The following is a 16,117-nucleotide window of genomic DNA, read 5'->3' as shown; positions in this document are numbered from 1 at the left end:
TTAACAAGATTTCAGCGTAGCTTCAGGATATTCCCCGACATCGGCGATACGCTAGTCAATATAGTCCTCTATCCGGGCGACGTTCAATCGTTTGTAAAGGAATCGCCATGTCCTCCCTTTCGTCACTGCTCAGCGGTTACGACCTGCACCGGCTGCGTTTGCCGAACCGCGTCGTGATGGCACCGATGACCCGCTCGCGCGCACCGTTGCGCGGCCGCCCCACGGCGATGATGGCGGAGTACTATGGACAGCGCGCGTCGGCGGGACTGATCATCACCGAAGCGACCAATGTCAGCCCGGCCTCGGCCGCCTTCGAGCTCACACCGGGCATCATGACGTCCGAGCAGATCGACGGTTGGCGCCCTATCACGAGCCAGGTGCATGCTGCGGGCGGCCGCATCTTCATGCAGCTGTGGCATGGCGGACGCGTCAGTTCGTTCGCACTGCTCGGCGGCGAGGCGCCGCTCTCGCCCTCGGGCGTCAATGACGACCTCGAACAGTTACAGGTCTGGGCGCAGTTGCAAAACGACCAGTACACCAGGATCCACGCCACACCCTCTCGCGCCATGTCGCTCGAGGACGTGAAGCTGACCATCGACGCCTTCAGGCAACGCGCGGCCAACGCGCTCGCCGCCGGTTTCGACGGTGTCGAGGTCCATGCGGCAAACGGCTACCTGCCCCATCAATTTCTCTCATCGACCACGAACACGCGCGACGACCGATACGGCGGCTCGATTGCAAAGCGCGCCAACTTCCTGCGCGACATTCTCACTGAAATCGGCTCGGTCGTTTCGCTCGACCGTGTCGGCGTACGGATATCCCCGTACGCGCACTACAACAACGTGCGCGATGCCGAAGCCGACCGGCTGGTATGGCGGCGAGGGCGCCGGCTATATCGACTACCCGTTCGACAGCAGCGCCGGCCAAAACGAGCATGCCGGCACTGCTCAGGCATGACGCGTCCATGGGGCCGCGCGCAGGGCATGAGGCGCGCGCATTCTTCGATTCAGGTTTTCTTCGACAGGTGCATGAATGACTCGCAAGTCTAGATTGCTGACGTTCGGCGGCGTGGTCATCGTGGCCGCGCTGATCGTCGTCGCATTGCTGGTGTGGAAACCCGCCATCGCACCGATCAGTCCGCCGGCGGCGTCGTCGTTCGACGCGCAAACCAGGCTCGCCGGCGCGCGCGTCGTCGCGCTCGGCGACTGCATCGTGTGTCACACCGCCAAGGGCGGCAAACCGTTCGCAGGGGGCCTGCCGCTCGCCACCCCGTTCGGCACCATCTACGCAACCAACCTCACGCCTGATGTCGAAACCGGCATTGGCAGCTGGTCGCTCGAAGCATTCACGCGAGCGGTGCGCCACGGCGTCTCGCGCGACGGTCACCTGCTCTATCCCGCGTTTCCCTATATTCACTTCACGCGCATGTCGGATGGCGACATTTCGGCCGCTTACGCGTATCTGATGACGCGCGAGCCGGTCAATGCGACGGCGCCCGCCAATGACCTGATCTTTCCGTTGAACTTCCGGCCTTTACTGGCGTTCTGGAACATCCTGTTCCTGCACCCCGGCGAGCGGGCGGCGGATGCCTCAAAAGATGCCGAGTGGAATCGCGGAAAGCTGCTGGTGGATGGCCTCGGTCATTGCGCCTCGTGTCATTCGCCGCTCAATGCGATTGGCGGTGAAAAGTTGGGACATGCATTCGACGGCGGTATCGTCGACGGCTGGGAAGCTCCCCCACTGAATGCACTCAGCGCGGCGCCGAAACCCTGGACTCAGGAACAGCTCGTCACGTATCTGCGCAGCGGCCGCGCCAGCGAACACGGTGCCGCGGCCGGCCCGATGCTGCCCGTCACGCGTGACCTCGCTACCGTTCCTGAAGAGGATGTGCAGGCGATCGCCACCTACATCCTGTCGATTCAGAAAGCGCAACCGGCCATCATGAACGCTGCTGCCGAGGGCGTGAGTCAGGCCGATGCGTCGCCTGCGGCGCAACGCGGCGCGATCCTGTTCGGCGCATCGTGCGCGCAGTGCCACGGCCCCGCCGCGCCGATGCAATCGATCGGCGAGCGCCCCACGCTGGCGTTCAGCACCGCCGTCAATGCAACGACACCCCGCAACGCCGCCCAGATGATTCTCAGCGGCAATGGCTGGCACGGTGAGGACCGCTTGAACTACATGCCGTCCTTCAGTGAAATTTATAGTGACCAGCAGATCGCCGACCTGGTGTCCTATATCCGCGCGACCTATTCGCAGCGCGGCGAATGGAAGGACGTCGAGGACATGGTCGTCAAGGTCAGAAAGGAGAACAACGCGCGATGATCAACCTTACCGTCAATGGCGTGCAGCACGCGCTGGATATCGATCCGTCGACGCCCCTGCTTTACGCACTGCGCAACGACCTGCACCTGCATGGCGCCAAGTTCGGCTGCGGGCTTGGACAATGCGGCGCATGCACGGTGATCGTGGGCGACCGGGCTGCCTTTTCCTGCCTGATGCCCGTGTCGTCGATCGGCAGCCGCCCGGTGCGCACGATCGAGAGCCTTGGCACCGCCGAGCAACCCGGGCCGCTGCAAAAGTCGTTCATCGAACATCAGGCCGCGCAGTGCGGCTATTGCATCGCCGGCATGATCATGCGCGCACAGGCATTGCTCGAGCGCAATCCACGGCCGACCGAGAATGAACTGCGCGAGCACATGGAGCCGAATCTTTGCCGTTGCGGCACCCACATGCGCATCCTCGCCGCGATCCGCGAAGTCGCGCACTTGCCCGCACCAGACGCGACGTCCGCCGCGACTGAAGGCGCGGCGACCCACGGAGGCACGCAATGAGCGTCAAAGAAGACGATATCAACGAGGGGCGCCGCCGCTTCATGATGTCCGGCGCGCTGGTGGTGAGCTTCAGCCTGCTCCCCGGCGTCAAGGCAATCGCCCAGGAGGTGATCGCTGACGAAGGCGCTGCGGTACACGTGGCCAAAGCGACCGAGACGCTCGCGGGCAGCCTGAAGACTAATCCGTTTCTCGATGCATGGATCAAGATCGATCCCGCAGGCAAGGTGACCGTCTACACCGGCAAGGTGGAATTAGGTACCGGGGTGCGCACTGCGCTGCTGCAGATTGCAGCCGAAGAGCTGAACATGGCGCCGTCGCTGATCACGTTTTTAACCGCCGATACGGGCGCCTCGCCGGACGAGGGACTCACGGCGGGCAGCCACACCATCGTCGACAGCGGCAGCGCCTTGCTGAACGCCTCTGCCCAGGTGCGCGGCCTGCTCGTCGATGCGGCTGCCAAACACTTCGGCGTCGAGAGCAGCGTGCTGACCGTTCAGGACGCGGTCATCAAGGCGCCCGACGGCCGCACCATGACGTACGGTGAGGCGGTCGGCGCGGTGGATCTCCATCGCATGGCGACGCCGGCGTCACCGTTGAAAGATCCCGCCACGTTCGTGACGATCGGCACGTCATTGCCGCGCCTGGACATCCCGGGCAAGGTGACGGGCGGTGCGAGCTATGTGCAGGACATGTCGATGCCGGGCATGCTGCATGCCCGGGTGGTGCTGCCGCCGGTCTATGATGCAAAGCTGCTGCAGACCAATACGCCCGAGATTCTGAAAATGCCGGGCGTGGTCAAGGTGATCAGGGACGGCAGCATGCTGGCGGTGGTCGCCAAAGGCGAATGGCAAGCGGTGCAGGCACAACGCGCGCTGGCCGCGGGAAGTCATTGGAGCTCCGGACGCACCTTGCCCGACCCCGCTACCGTACACCGCGATCTCAAGACGATCTCAACGCAACACATCGAAATTGCGAACACGCACAATGCGGCTGGCGCGCCCGTCAAAACGCTGAGTGCGCAGTACATCAAGCACTACATGCTGCATGGTTCGATCGGCCCGTCCTGCTCGGTCGCGCAGTTCAAGGACGGCACAATGACGGTCTGGACGCACTCGCAAGGCGTCTATCCGCTGCGCGATGGGCTCGCTGAAATGCTGTCGCTGCCGAAAGAGAAAGTGCGCTGCGTTCACGTCGAAGGATCGGGCTGCTATGGGCACAACGGCGCGGACGACGCAGCAACGCACGCCGCCTTGATCGCCCGCGAGATGGTGGGCCAGCCGATTCGCGTGCAATGGATGCGCGAACAGGAGCATACCTGGGATCACTTCACACCCGCGATGGTCACTGAAGTGAGCGCGTCGCTCGACGCGGGCGGCAGCATCGTCGACTGGAACTACGCGCTGTGGAGCAGCTCGCACAACGAGCGGATCGTGAACGCGGGCCGGCTCCTTCCCGCGCAAATGCTGGAGAAACCGCTCGTCCCGGCGCCATCGACGCCGATGCTGCAGCCCGAAGGCGGCGGCGACCGCAACGCGATTCCGCTGTACGCACTCCCCAACGTGCACGTGATGAACAACTTCTCGCCGACCATGCCGTTGCAAACGTCGGCGATGCGCTCGCTCGGCGCGCACATGAACGTCTTCACGATCGAGACGTTCATGGACGAGCTGGCCGCCGCGGCCGGCGCCGACCCCGTCGCGTTCCGGCTCAAGCATATGCAGGATCCGCGCGCCCAGGACGTGATCCGGCTCGCGGCCGAGAAATTCGGCTGGCCGCACGCGCCGCGCAAGCCCAACCACGGCGTCGGCTTTGCGTTCGCCAAGTACAAGAACCTGATGGCGTACGTGGCGATAGCCGTGGAAATATCCGTGGTGCGCGAAACCGGTCAGGTGATTCTCGAACGCGCCGAGGTGGCAGTGGACGCGGGGCAGATCGTCACCCCCGACGGCATCCGCAACCAGATCGAGGGCGGCGTGATTCAGTCCACCAGTTGGACACTCTATGAAGAATTGCAGTTCGACACGGAGAGAATCCGCAGCTTCGACTGGAGTAGTTACCCGATCCTGCGGTATTCCGCCGTGCCGCGCAGTTTGAACGTGCATCTGATCAATCGGCCGGGTGCACCCTTTCTCGGCGCCGCGGAGGCGTCGATGGGTCCAACCGCCGGCGCGCTCGGCAACGCGTTGTTCGATGCGACCGGAAAACGCTTGCGCGCCACGCCCCTGGGTGGCGATAGTCTGCGCAGGCTGATCGACGTGTAGAGAATCCTCACGGCGCCGCTTGCAACAGATGAACCGGTCTCGCGGACATAAGCACATGACGTCTCTACAAGGAGCAAGCCAGTGATTATCGATCTATCGGGCAAGACCGCCGTCGTGAGCGCATCCACGGCGGGCATCGGCCTCGCAATCGCCACCGGAATCGCGGCAGCAGGCGCGGACACCCTCGTCAACGGACGCAAACAGGACGCGGTGGAGCGCGCCATCGACGCCGTTCTCCAGACCGTTCCCACGGCGAAGCTACGCGGTTTTGCCGGTGACCTCAGCACGCGCGAGGGCTGCGACGCGCTGGCGAAAGCGGTGCCGCAAGCGGACATCCTCGTGAACAACCTGGGCGTGTACGGCCCCGGCGACCTTTTCACCACGTCCGACGACGACTGGGAGCGCTATTTCCAGGTCAACGTGATGTCGGTCGTAAGGCTGACGCGCGGCTACCTCAAGGGGATGATGGAACGCAAATGGGGGCGCGTCGTGTTCATCTCGTCGGAGTCGGCGCTGAACATTCCCGCCGATATGTTCGCGTACGGCTTCTCGAAGACCGCGCAATTGAGCATCGCGCGCGGCATCGCCAAGCAGGCCGCGGGCACGGGCGTGACGGTGAATGCCGTGCTGCCCGGTCCCACCTTGTCGGACGGTTTTCGCGCGATGGTGGAACAGACGGCGAAGGCGCAAGGCAAGACGGTTGAACAGGTCGGCATCGACTTCGTGCGCGCGCAGCGCCGCAGTTCGATCATCCAGCGGCCTGCCACCACTGAGGAAATCGCGAACATGGTCGTGTACGTATGCTCGCCACAGGCTTCGGCAACCACGGGCGCGGCGCTGCGGGTGGACGGCGGCGTGGTGGATACGATTGCGTGACCGGTCGGCGGATTGGCAGACGCCGAGCCGGAACGAACGCGACGTTAGAAGCGGGTGCGAATGCCCGCGGTCACCGCGACTTGCGTATTCGTCGCCGACTGCGTACCGATACCGTTAATCAACGCACCGTTCAACACCGTACCGCTCGCGCCGCTGACATGCTGATACACGCCTTCGAGATAAAGATCCGTCCGCCTGGAGAGCGAATAGTCGCTCAGCAGGCTGATCTGGTTCCACCTGGGTTTGATGTTCGTTGTCGCGTTGCTCAGGCGCCCATCGGTAAATGTGTAAGCGCCTGAGATACGCCACGCCTGCGTCACGTTGTAGCGTACGTTGAGTTCATAGTTATTGAAGCCAAGGCCACTTGCACTACCGAATGTCGTGGGGCTCGATGCCGAACCGGTGCTGATCGCGGTCGCGTTGTCGAGCTTCGTCTGGGTCCACACCAATCCGACTGTTGCCGCGCCCAACGAATAGTTCGCACCCGCGCCCCAAACGCGCTGCCGTTGCGCGGTGAACGGCGCGTCGGCGGACGTGCTGGTGCCGTCCACGGCGCCGATGCTATTCGCGCCTGGCTGATTGATCTCCATGTAGGCGGCCGCGACGTTCAACTGACCGGCGGTGTATGACGTGCCGAGACTATACAAGCGGTTGTTCGCAAAGGCGCCTGCCTGGTTTGAAAACCATAGACGCCGCCGAACTTCAGGCCACGATAGCTCGGACTCGCATACTTGATCGCGTTGTCGACACGAAACGCATTATCGAGGTTATCGTTGTCGAATGGGTGAGCGAACTGAGTGCCGCCAAACAACGTGCCGGTCAGACTCATTGGCGCAAGATAGTCGACTACCGAGTCGTACTGGCGACCTAACGTCACCGCGCCATACGGGTCCGTTGCGAGACCCACCCAAGCCTGGCGGCCAAACATACGACTGCCCTGACCCAGCTTTCCGTTAGTAATACTAAAGCCACTTTCCAAAGTAAAAATGGCCTGCATGCCGGAGCCGAGGTCCTCACCGCCGCGCAGTCCCCAGCGGTCGGAATTGAGATTGCCACCGGTCGCCTGCACGTTGCTGTGACCTGTCGAACCACTGACATGTTGATTGTTCGTATACGTCACGCCGGCATCGAGAAGACCATAGAGCGTCACGCTGCTCTGCGCATGGGCCACGGTGGCATACATTGCCGCTGATGCAAGAAGTAAAGGTTTGACTTTCACTTGACCATCCGTCGGAAGTGGGTGAATCCGCATGCATGTGCTCATCAAGGATTTGCCGTTCTGCCTGGAACAGTTCCAGACGTAATGCTCGCCACGCTCTTTCGGCCCGCGTTCCGCGGTAATTCCATGCCACCCACTTTGCGATTCACCTCAGCAACACGAAGCCCCACTGTCGCTGGATGCTCTCCCTGTGCCGTGGCACAAGCTAACAAAATCGCGGCGTGGATTCATGTTAATCAATCTTTGATCATCGCCTGTTGCACAAATATCACACTGCTCGCTCGGGTTGTCGATATGTGGGCGGAGCGGTGCTTTTAGCGGAAATTATGATGCGCTCAGGACTTTTAAGATTTCCATGAGGCATCATCGCCACACCGTTGTCCGATCTGTGCGCCTTCCTGACGTTGCCTGGAACCGTACGTAATCTTGAAGGAACCTTCCATGCCTGACGACCCGTTTTCGTCCGACGCCGACGTACTCGCGGCCACAGGATCGCGATGCGGAGGTACACAGCGATGAAGGTTATGTCCACGCCCGCGTGGCGCCTGCCAGGGGCGATCTGCGCAGCCCTGCTTGGCGTGACGTTCTTCTTCGTCATCATCGGCGTCTTCGGTCTGCCCGCGTCGATCATCGCGCTCGCACTTTTCGTTGCGCTAGCCGTGGCGATCTCCCGGCGCCCACAAACCGAACGGAAACAACCGTGAGCCTCGATCCTGCCATCCTCGCGCGCGTCCAGTTCGCGTTCACCGTCAGCTTCCACATCATTTTTCCGACGATCTCCATTGGGCTCGCCGCGTTTCTGGCCATCATGGAAGGCCTTTGGCTGAAAACCAAAGATCCGCTCTATCTGCAGATCTACCGTTTCTGGCTCGGCATCTTCGCGATGGGCTTCGGGGTCGGCGTGGTCACCGGTATCGTCCTCTCGTTCGAATTCGGTCTCGGCTTCGCCAAATTCGGGCAGATGGCGGGCCCAGCCATCGGCCCGATGATCGGACTGGAAGTGCTCACCTCTTTTTTCCTGGAAGCCGGGTTCCTCGGCATTATGCTGTTCGGCTTCAACCGGCTCGGACCGAAGCTTCACTTCTTCGCCACCTGTATGGTCGCGCTCGGCACCTTGCTGTCGGCATCGTGGATTCTGTCGGCCAATAGCTGGATGCAAACCCCTGACGGCGTGGCGGTCGAACACGGCCGGGTCGTGGTGACCGACTGGCTGAAGGTGATCGTCAACCCCTCCTGGCCGTATCGCCTGCCGCACATGCTGGTAGCGGCCTACATCACTGGGTCGTTCCTCGTTGCCGGCGTCGGCGCCTGGTATCTCCTTCGCGGCGAACATGAAGCATTCGGACGCCGAACGGTCTCGATCGGCCTCACCTTTGCCACCATATTGATCGGCTGCCAGGTCTTCGTCGGCGACATGCTGTACGGGAAAATGCTTGAGCATCAGCCCGCCAAGATGCAGGCTGCCGAAGGCTTCTGGGAAAAACAGTCGCAATCGCCCGCGCCCTATTACTGGTTCATCGTCCCGGATCAGCAGAACCAGCGTAATCGTTTCGCGCTCGGCACCCCTTACCTCGGAAGTATCTGGCTCACCCATAGTCTGAACGGCCGGGTCGAAGGATTGAAGAACACGCCACGCGACCGGCAGCCGGTGATGGGCTGGGTCTTCTACGGCTTCCGCACGATGTACGGCCTTGCCATCATCATGTTCGGTGTATGTATTGCATCGCTGTGGCTACGCTGGCAGGGCCGGCTCTTCACCACACGCTGGTTCCTGCGAACGCTCGTCGTCATGACGCCATCCGGCGTGATCGCGACGCTCGGCGGGTGGTATCTCGCCGAGACCGGCCGCCAGCCCTGGGTGATCTACAACATCCTGCGCACGGCCGACGCCGTCTCGCCGGTCCCTGCAGGCGTGCTGCTTTCGACACTGATCGCGTTCGTCTGCATCTATGCGCTTTTCATGACAGCGTTCCTGGTCTTCACCTTTCGTCTGATTCGGCGCGGTCCACAGGTGGCGCCGTCCGAACCGGTGGCCACCGGCTCGCTCAAGCATGCGCTGAAGCCCGCGGTGATGAATGATCCTGCCGGCCGCAACCCGGCTCCAGTGGAGTAGCCCGTCATGAGCCTGCCGCTGCTCTCTGCGCTGTTCACCGCCTTCGCGGTGTCGCTTTACGTGCTGCTGGACGGTTTCGATCTGGGCGTGGGCGCCCTGCTGCTCGTGCAATCCGACGAACGGCTGCGCGACCGCATGGTTGATTCGATCATGCCCACCTGGGACGGCAACGAAACCTGGCTGATCATGGCCGGCGTCGCGTTGCTCGCCGCCTTCCCCGTCGCCTACGGTGTGTTGCTTCCGGCGTTCTATATACCGCTGATCGTCATGTTGCTGGCGCTGGGACTGCGGGGCGTCTCATTCGAGTTCCGCTACCAGATCGAGAAGGGGCGACGCTTCTGGGACGCGGCGTTCGGTGTCGGCTCGATCGTGGCCGCGCTCATGCAGGGGTTGATCGTCGGTGGACTCATCCAGGGGGTGAACGTCGATGGCGACAGCTTCGGCGGCAGCGTCTTCGATGTATTCCGGCCGTTCTCCGCGCTGACCGCGATCGCAGTGCTCACCGGCTATGTCGTCCTCGGCGCCGGCTGGCTCCATCTGAAGGCGACGGCTGCGCTGCGTGAATTCGCGGAGCGCTACCTGCGTGTGGCCGTGCCGTGCTTCGTCTGTCTCGCTGCAGCAACCTGTACGGCCGCGGCATGGGTTCAACCGGGTATTCGCGCCGCATGGGCTGCGCATATGATCGCCCTCGTGGTGATCACGGTGCTGTTTCTCGGTGCGAGCGCCGCTCTCGTGCGGGCGATTGGCGGCCGCGTCGACGGACGTCCTTTCTTTCTGACGCTGACTCTGTTCGTGTTGGGCGTGGCGGGCCTTGGTTTTGGCATCTTCCCGGACATCGTGCCCTTCCGTCTCACGCTCTGGGCTGCCGCTTCGTCGACCCTCAGCCATGTCTTCCTGCTGATCGGCGCGCTGATCGTCACGCCGGTCGTGCTCGCGTATTCGGCCTTCGCCTACCGCACGTTTCGCGGCAAGACGCCCGAGGCGGGATGGGAAGCATGAGCCCCCGCGTCCGGAGTTTGAGCTGGTTCGGCGGTCTCTATCTGGCGGCCGTGGCAGCCCTGCTCCTCGTCACCACGGTGATGCATGTGGTCTTGCGGCTCGTTACGTGATCGCCGCCGGTCAAATACGGATAGGCCGTTGCCATGAGTGAGACTACCCTGCCCGGCTCGATACCGGCTTCACCTCGGCCCGTGGCCGCGCCCACCCTGTCGGCGGGGCATTCGCGCCTTTTACTCATGGGCCTTGGTCTCGCGACCGGGATGGAGTTCTATACGTTCGACAGCATGAACCTGGTGCTGGCCGATCTGACCGGCACGCTCGGCGTTTCGGCGGACGAAGCGAGCTGGCTGCTGACGGTCTATAGCTGCGCGCTGTTTCTCGGCGTACCAGTCTCGGTCTGGATGGCCGGGCACTATGGCTACAAGCGCTTCCTGATCTCGACCATCGTCGTCTTCGCGATCGCATCGATGGGGTGTGCGATATCCCCGAATCTCGAATCGATGCTGATGTGGCGCGCCATCCAGGGGCTGGCCGGGGCCGGTCTGGTTGTATGGTGGCGCGCGAGCATCTATGTACTGATGCCCAAACCCCAGCGCAGCCCCTCATTGATGAAGGCTTCCACGCTGCTCTATTTGTCGAGCGCCGCGGGGCTACTGGTCAGCGGCTATATCACGGACCATTTCAACTGGCGGCTGATCTTTCTCCCGAATCTGTTGTACGCGGCCGGCGCGATATGGCTGCTGGCACGCTACTTTCCGACACTTCCGCCACCCGCCTCCGACCGCGTGATCCAGACCGATTGGCTCGGTATAGTCCTCCTCGCAACCGCGCTGATTTCGCTTCAGATCATCCTCAATCGCGGTGAAATCGACGACTGGTTCGGATCCTTCCATATTCGGGTGCTGGCCTGGACAAGCGGCGCGGCCCTGCTTCTCTTCGTTGTCTGGCAGGCGAGTCCGGCGAACCGAACACCGCTCCTCTGGCTCGGCCTGTTGCGTGACCGCTACGTGTTGTCGTCTGCGCTGATCGGTGTCTTCACCGGCGTGATCCTGTCGGGCAGCCTCTTCGTTCTGCCCGAGTTTTTGCGCAATCTGTCGACCCATACCTATAGCGCGACACAGACCGGACAGATCATATGTGTCTATGCGTTGACCGCGGCCGCCATCCGGCCGCACATGGTCGGTCTTATCGCGCGAATTGGCCAACGCAAGACGATCGTGATCGCGCTCGTCATGTTGATCACGTCGATGGTCCTGTTCAATCGCCTGCTGACGACGGACACACCCGGCTACTACTACGTTGTTCCGCTGATTCTGTACGCCTGCTGCCTGTCGCCTTTATTGCCCGCAGTGGGCAGCGGCACGGTCGCGAGGATCGAGCAGAACAAGCTGCTCGACGGCGTCTCCCTTTACATGACCTTTCGCCAGTTCGGTGCTTCGCTCGGGGTCGCACTGCTGACCATTCTCATCGGGCACCGCGAGACACTGCATTCATCGCGCCTGTTCGAACATCTTCACCACGGCAATCCGGTGACGCGAGACTGGCTCTCCTCGGTGAGCGCAACGCTGGTCGCGCGCGGCGGCTATTCCCCATTCGAGAGCCAACGCGCGGCGCTACGCGTTCTCGCCGAAGCAGGCGCACGCCAGGCTGCCACGCTCGCGTACGCGGACGCGTTCGCCTTCATGGCGGTCGTCGGCGTGATCGCGTTGTGCCTCGTCCCCATCATCCCGCCGACCCCGGTGGCCAGGAAATAAGCAACGCGGCCATGAAAACAGCGTCTCTGCCACCCCCTATCCATCTGCACAGCCGGAGCCCGCGATGAGCGAAGCACCACCGGTTCAAAAACCGGCAACTACGCTGCCGCCCGTCGCTGCACCCGCGGTGCCCCCGCCGCCTGACAGTCGACGCTGGCTGATCGTTGGCACACTCGCCCTGATCGTGCTGCTGGCAATCGCCGCGTATTTCCTGGTGCCGGACCTGTACGAGAAGCAGACGGACGACGCCTATATCGACGCCCATCTGGTCTCGGTCATTCCGAAGGTCCCAGCTTACGTAGAGAGACTTCATGTCAACGACAACAGCAAGGTGACAGCCGGCGATCTCCTCGTCGAACTCGATCCGCGCGACTACGTCGTTCAGGTGGATCAGGCACGCGCCAATGTCGCGGCGGCGGTTGGCAAGCTGGAAGAGGCGCGCAATCAGGTCGCGGTGGTGGACGCCAATACCAGCCAGCAGCAGGCGGAGCTCGAAGTGGCCCGAGCCAATGCGAGGCTTGCCGCCATCAACCTGACACGGCTGCAATCCGTGGCCGACGTGCGGGCCGTGTCGTCGGAGCGTGTCGATGAGGCGAAGTCGGCCGCCGACGGCACACGCGCATCCACGACCGCGGCCCAGGTCAAGGTCGACGCGTCGCAAGCGCAAGCGAAGCTGGCGCGCTCCCAGGTCAAAACGGCGGAAGCGGCCGTCGCCCAGGCTGATGCCATGCTGGAACAGGCGACGCTCAACCTGTCGTACACCCGAATCTACGCAACGGAATCGGGCAGCGTCGCAAACAAGTCCGTCGAGCAGGGCAACTTTGTACAGCCCGGGCAGACGTTATTGTCGGTCGTCCCGGACAGGATCTATGTGACCGCGAACTACAAGGAGACGCAGTTGACCCACATCCGGCCGGGCCAGAAAGTCACTGTCCTCGTCGATGCGTTTCCGGACCTGCGGCTTCGCGGTCACGTCGACAGCATTCAACGCGGGACCGGCTCGCGCTTCGCTCTGCTGCCGCCGGAGAATGCAACGGGTAATTTCGTGAAGGTGGTGCAGCGGGTGCCGGTGAAAATCGAACTCGACAACCCTGGGGACGCACTTAAATTAATCTCGCCCGGCATGTCGGTCGAGACGGAAATCTTCGTCAGGGAGCGCCCGGCATGGCTTGGCTTCTGGAACTAGCGGCTGCGTGGCCGACGGAGCCTCCTCCTTGCCGGCGACGGCGTGGCGCCGCTATCGTCGCGGCATGCGCGGGACTCCTCACAGGTTGCACCGTGGGTCCCGACTATGTGTCGCCGAAACCGGCCATGCCGGCGAGTTTTACGGAACATGCGGGCCCGGCGGCGAGCGCCGCGCAAGTGGCGCCGACCTCGAACGATGCCTGGTGGCAAGGCTTTGGCGACGCTACGCTCAACTCGCTCATGGCAGACGCACTGCGGTCCGCACCCGACCTGGCTGTTGCCGAAGCGCGCATACGCGAAGCGCGGGCCATGCGCGGTATCGCCGAAGCAGATCAATACCCGAGCGTTGACGTAGGCGCCCTATACGATCGGACCCATGGCAGCGCCAATGTGCCGGTCGGCGTGCCGCCTGGCGGTCTCGGTCCGGGCATCGACGGCAATCTATGGGAGACCGGCTTCGACGCATCGTGGGAAATCGATGTGTTTGGCGGCGAACGGCGCAGCATCGAAGCCGCTGACGCGTCGTATCAGGCCGCCGTGGCGGACCGAAGGGATGTCGAGCTGACGCTGCTCGCGGAGGTCGCTCGCAACTACATCGAATTGCGTGGCGTTCAACGGCAACTCGCCGTCGCCCGCAGCAATCTGTCGATCCAGCAGGACTCGCTATCGCTGACCCGATCGCAATTCAACGCAGGACTGGCCTCGCGTCTCGATGTGCTGCGTGCGCAGGCGCAAGTCTCCGATACCGAAGCCGCCATTCCGACCTTCGAGGCGAATGAACGCGCGTCCTTTTATCGAATCGGAGCGCTGATCGGGCAGCCGCCGGAACAATTGCTTGCACGCCTCGATACCCCACAAGCAATTCCTTCGGCGATCGCGGACGTTCCGGTAGGTCTTCCGTCAGACCTTCTGCGCCGCCGGCCGGATATCCGCGCTGCCGAACGCCGGATCGCCGCCGCAAACGCCCGCATCGGCATCGCTCAAGCCGATCTCTATCCGCACTTCGCGCTGACCGGGGCTGCGGGTCTGGAGAGCCTGAATGCGTCGACTTTCCTGACCGCGCCGAGCCGCTATTTATCGATCGGCCCGAGCATCACCTGGCTGATCTTCGATGCCGGCAAGGTTCGCTTCGAGATGCACGCTGAAGAAGCACGGACAGATCAAGCCGCCGCCGCATATCAGCGAACGGTTCTCGGTGCGCTACGAGATGTCGAGACCGCGCTGGTGTCTTATGCGCAGTCACAAGTGCGGCACGAGAGGCTGGCAGCCGAGGTGACCGCCGATCGGGAAGCCGTGGCCATCGCAACACGTCTTTATCGGCAAGGCCTCAATGACTTCCTCTCCGTGCTCGATGCCGAACGCTCGCTGTACGCCGCCGACGACAAACTGGCGCAGAGCGAGCGTGACACTGCGCTCGACCGCGTTGCCCTCTACAAAGCGCTGGGCGGCGGCTGGCAGGCAGAAGGCGATGCCGCAAACAAGCAGGGAACATAGCCATGCTGCCGGTTGGCACACATTCAGCGTCTGTATGATGAAGGCTGTGCCGAACGCTCAGCCCAATGAAATCGTGGAACTCACACAAACAGCATTCATATTTTAGGTCTCTAAGCTATGAAAATCGTCATCGCGGGTGGTTCAATTGCCGGTCTTTCGAGCGCGCTCACGCTCAGTTGTACCGGACACGACGTGCATGTATACGAACGCTCTGACGTCCCGCTGCGCGGGAGGGGCGGCGGTGTTGCTGTGCTGCGTCATATGATGAAATTCCTTGAACAGCATGGCCACTACACTCAGCAAATGATCAGTGTGCCAACGATCATGCGACGGCGCATAGACGTTGAGGGAAATGTTTTAACCGAGGAACCTGAGAAACTGCCCTTCTCTTCCTGGGACACTGTATATCGGTCCCTCTGCGCCATGCTACCGAAAGACAGGATTTCGTACGGACACGAAGTCGTTTATTTTACTGAGCATGACGAATCGATTGAGATCAAATTTGACCGTGGACAAAGTGTAAGCGCCGACATTCTCGTCGCTGCAGACGGAATCGGCTCTCGCACGCGGGCGAAGCTCTTTCCGAACTACGAATCAAGCTTCGCGGGGTACGTCGCCTGGCGGGGAATTGTTGATGAATCGGCCTTCTCACCGCTGGAAGTCGAAGCGCTCGTGAATAACTTCACCATGTTCCGGGATCCCGGACATATGTTTATGGCATTCCTGATTCCCGGTCTCGACGGATCACTTGAGCCGGGTAAACGGCGTTTCAACTGGCTCTGGTATCGAAATGAGGCCGATGTTGCGGCGATGCACCGACATCTAACAGACAGCCATGGACACCAGCATCATGCCTCTATTAGTCCCGGCCAGCTGTCAGCCGAGTCATTCGAAGAGCTGTGCGAACTGGCAACCCGACATCTCCCCGTTATATTCCAGCAACTTGTTCGCGAGACGCGCGCACCATTCTTCCAATCGATACGCGATGCCTTAAGCCCTAGCTTCTCTGTCGGAAGGGTTGCGTTGATTGGGGATGCCGCCTGCACAGTTCGCCCCCATACCGCCTCCGGCACCTCAAAAGCAGCGGATGACGCCGTTGCGTTGGCCGAAGCCCTGTCGAGCGAGCCCGAAGCGCACGTCAGGAAAGTACTCGAATTATGGGCGGTACGTCGACGCGACGCAGTCGGCCGCTTACTCGCGAAAGGCCCCGAACTAGCCGCGTCCTTCGGCTTGGGAAGCGTCGATATGTGACCTCGATAGGCGCGAGTCATCGATATTCAATGCTTCCTCTTCGTGTCAGCTGCACCTTCGCCAACAAGCAGACCACCTTCCACAAGGATATTCAAATGACGACAATCGATGTCAAGGTCCCTCAGTTTTCAGAG

General features: G+C 62.1%; 12 protein-coding genes and 1 pseudogene. 12 read left to right on the top strand and 1 reads right to left on the bottom strand.

The features are described 5' to 3' along the window. Positions 1–107: 107 nt before the first annotated feature. The 5 genes from PQQ96_RS03980 (at position 108) to PQQ96_RS03960 (ending at position 5,968) form a co-directional block, all read left to right on the top strand. A complete protein-coding gene (locus PQQ96_RS03980; RefSeq protein WP_408289046.1) occupies positions 108–1,049 on the top strand; it encodes an oxidoreductase in 942 nt (313 codons plus the stop codon). Continuing rightward, the gene (locus tag PQQ96_RS03975; protein ID WP_408289043.1) at positions 1,033–2,322 is read left to right on the top strand and encodes a c-type cytochrome; all 1,290 of its coding nucleotides are present in this window, start codon (positions 1,033–1,035) and stop codon (positions 2,320–2,322) included. Before PQQ96_RS03980 ends, PQQ96_RS03975 begins: the two co-directional genes overlap by 17 nt. Further along, positions 2,319–2,831, top strand: a complete 513-nt coding sequence (locus PQQ96_RS03970; RefSeq protein WP_408289040.1) for a (2Fe-2S)-binding protein — start codon at positions 2,319–2,321, stop codon at positions 2,829–2,831. Before PQQ96_RS03975 ends, PQQ96_RS03970 begins: the two co-directional genes overlap by 4 nt. After that, positions 2,828–5,092: a xanthine dehydrogenase family protein molybdopterin-binding subunit gene (locus PQQ96_RS03965; RefSeq protein WP_408289037.1), complete on the top strand. Its 2,265-nt coding sequence runs from the start codon at positions 2,828–2,830 to the stop codon at positions 5,090–5,092. The genes PQQ96_RS03970 and PQQ96_RS03965 overlap by 4 nt, the downstream gene beginning before the upstream one ends. 81 nt (positions 5,093–5,173) lie before the next feature. Then, entirely contained in the window at positions 5,174–5,968 is a 795-nt protein-coding gene (locus PQQ96_RS03960; RefSeq protein WP_408289034.1) for an SDR family NAD(P)-dependent oxidoreductase, read from the top strand. Positions 5,969–6,012: 44 nt separating this feature from the next. Here PQQ96_RS03960 and PQQ96_RS03955 read toward each other — a convergent pair. Then, a pseudogene (locus tag PQQ96_RS03955) lies at positions 6,013–7,187 on the bottom strand (porin). A gap of 515 nt (positions 7,188–7,702) precedes the next feature. Between PQQ96_RS03955 and PQQ96_RS03950 the strand changes: the two are divergent. From PQQ96_RS03950 to PQQ96_RS03920, 7 genes are all read left to right on the top strand, one after another. Further along, the gene (locus PQQ96_RS03950; protein ID WP_408289031.1) at positions 7,703–7,891 is read left to right on the top strand and encodes a hypothetical protein; all 189 of its coding nucleotides are present in this window, start codon (positions 7,703–7,705) and stop codon (positions 7,889–7,891) included. Beyond that, entirely contained in the window at positions 7,888–9,300 is a 1,413-nt protein-coding gene (locus PQQ96_RS03945) for a cytochrome ubiquinol oxidase subunit I (protein WP_408289028.1), read from the top strand. Before PQQ96_RS03950 ends, PQQ96_RS03945 begins: the two co-directional genes overlap by 4 nt. A gap of 6 nt (positions 9,301–9,306) precedes the next feature. Continuing rightward, positions 9,307–10,299, top strand: coding sequence for a cytochrome d ubiquinol oxidase subunit II (gene cydB, locus PQQ96_RS03940; RefSeq protein WP_408289025.1), 993 nt, complete (start codon positions 9,307–9,309; stop codon positions 10,297–10,299). Between the two features lie 143 nt (positions 10,300–10,442). Continuing rightward, on the top strand, positions 10,443–12,053 hold the full coding sequence (locus tag PQQ96_RS03935; protein ID WP_408289022.1) for an MFS transporter: 1,611 nt from the start codon (positions 10,443–10,445) through the stop codon (positions 12,051–12,053). A gap of 64 nt (positions 12,054–12,117) precedes the next feature. After that, positions 12,118–13,239, top strand: coding sequence for an HlyD family secretion protein (locus tag PQQ96_RS03930; RefSeq protein ID WP_408289019.1), 1,122 nt, complete (start codon positions 12,118–12,120; stop codon positions 13,237–13,239). Then, positions 13,218–14,732: an efflux transporter outer membrane subunit gene (locus tag PQQ96_RS03925; protein WP_408289016.1), complete on the top strand. Its 1,515-nt coding sequence runs from the start codon at positions 13,218–13,220 to the stop codon at positions 14,730–14,732. The genes PQQ96_RS03930 and PQQ96_RS03925 overlap by 22 nt, the downstream gene beginning before the upstream one ends. Positions 14,733–14,849: 117 nt before the next feature. Then, the gene (locus tag PQQ96_RS03920) at positions 14,850–15,983 is read left to right on the top strand and encodes an FAD binding domain-containing protein (protein ID WP_408289014.1); all 1,134 of its coding nucleotides are present in this window, start codon (positions 14,850–14,852) and stop codon (positions 15,981–15,983) included. The last annotated feature ends 134 nt before the right edge of the window (positions 15,984–16,117 follow it).

Source organism: Paraburkholderia sediminicola, from assembly GCF_046027825.1.
GTDB classification, from domain to species: domain Bacteria; phylum Pseudomonadota; class Gammaproteobacteria; order Burkholderiales; family Burkholderiaceae; genus Paraburkholderia; species Paraburkholderia sediminicola_D.
Note: the sequence above shows the minus strand (reverse complement) of the source record. Positions and strands in the feature narration are given on the sequence as shown.

Excerpts from the sequence above, each read along its gene's own strand:
- PQQ96_RS03935 (WP_408289022.1), top strand. The coding sequence starts at position 10,443 with ATGAGTGAGACTACCCTGCCCGGCTCGATACCGGCTTCACCTCGGCCC.
- PQQ96_RS03920 (WP_408289014.1), top strand. The coding sequence starts at position 14,850 with ATGAAAATCGTCATCGCGGGTGGTTCAATTGCCGGTCTTTCGAGCGCG.
- PQQ96_RS03975 (WP_408289043.1), top strand. The coding sequence starts at position 1,033 with ATGACTCGCAAGTCTAGATTGCTGACGTTCGGCGGCGTGGTCATCGTG.
- PQQ96_RS03950 (WP_408289031.1), top strand. The coding sequence starts at position 7,703 with ATGAAGGTTATGTCCACGCCCGCGTGGCGCCTGCCAGGGGCGATCTGC.
- PQQ96_RS03980 (WP_408289046.1), top strand. The coding sequence starts at position 108 with ATGTCCTCCCTTTCGTCACTGCTCAGCGGTTACGACCTGCACCGGCTG.
- PQQ96_RS03970 (WP_408289040.1), top strand. The coding sequence starts at position 2,319 with ATGATCAACCTTACCGTCAATGGCGTGCAGCACGCGCTGGATATCGAT.
- PQQ96_RS03930 (WP_408289019.1), top strand. The coding sequence starts at position 12,118 with ATGAGCGAAGCACCACCGGTTCAAAAACCGGCAACTACGCTGCCGCCC.
- cydB (WP_408289025.1), top strand. The coding sequence starts at position 9,307 with ATGAGCCTGCCGCTGCTCTCTGCGCTGTTCACCGCCTTCGCGGTGTCG.
- PQQ96_RS03925 (WP_408289016.1), top strand. The coding sequence starts at position 13,218 with ATGGCTTGGCTTCTGGAACTAGCGGCTGCGTGGCCGACGGAGCCTCCT.
- PQQ96_RS03965 (WP_408289037.1), top strand. The coding sequence starts at position 2,828 with ATGAGCGTCAAAGAAGACGATATCAACGAGGGGCGCCGCCGCTTCATG.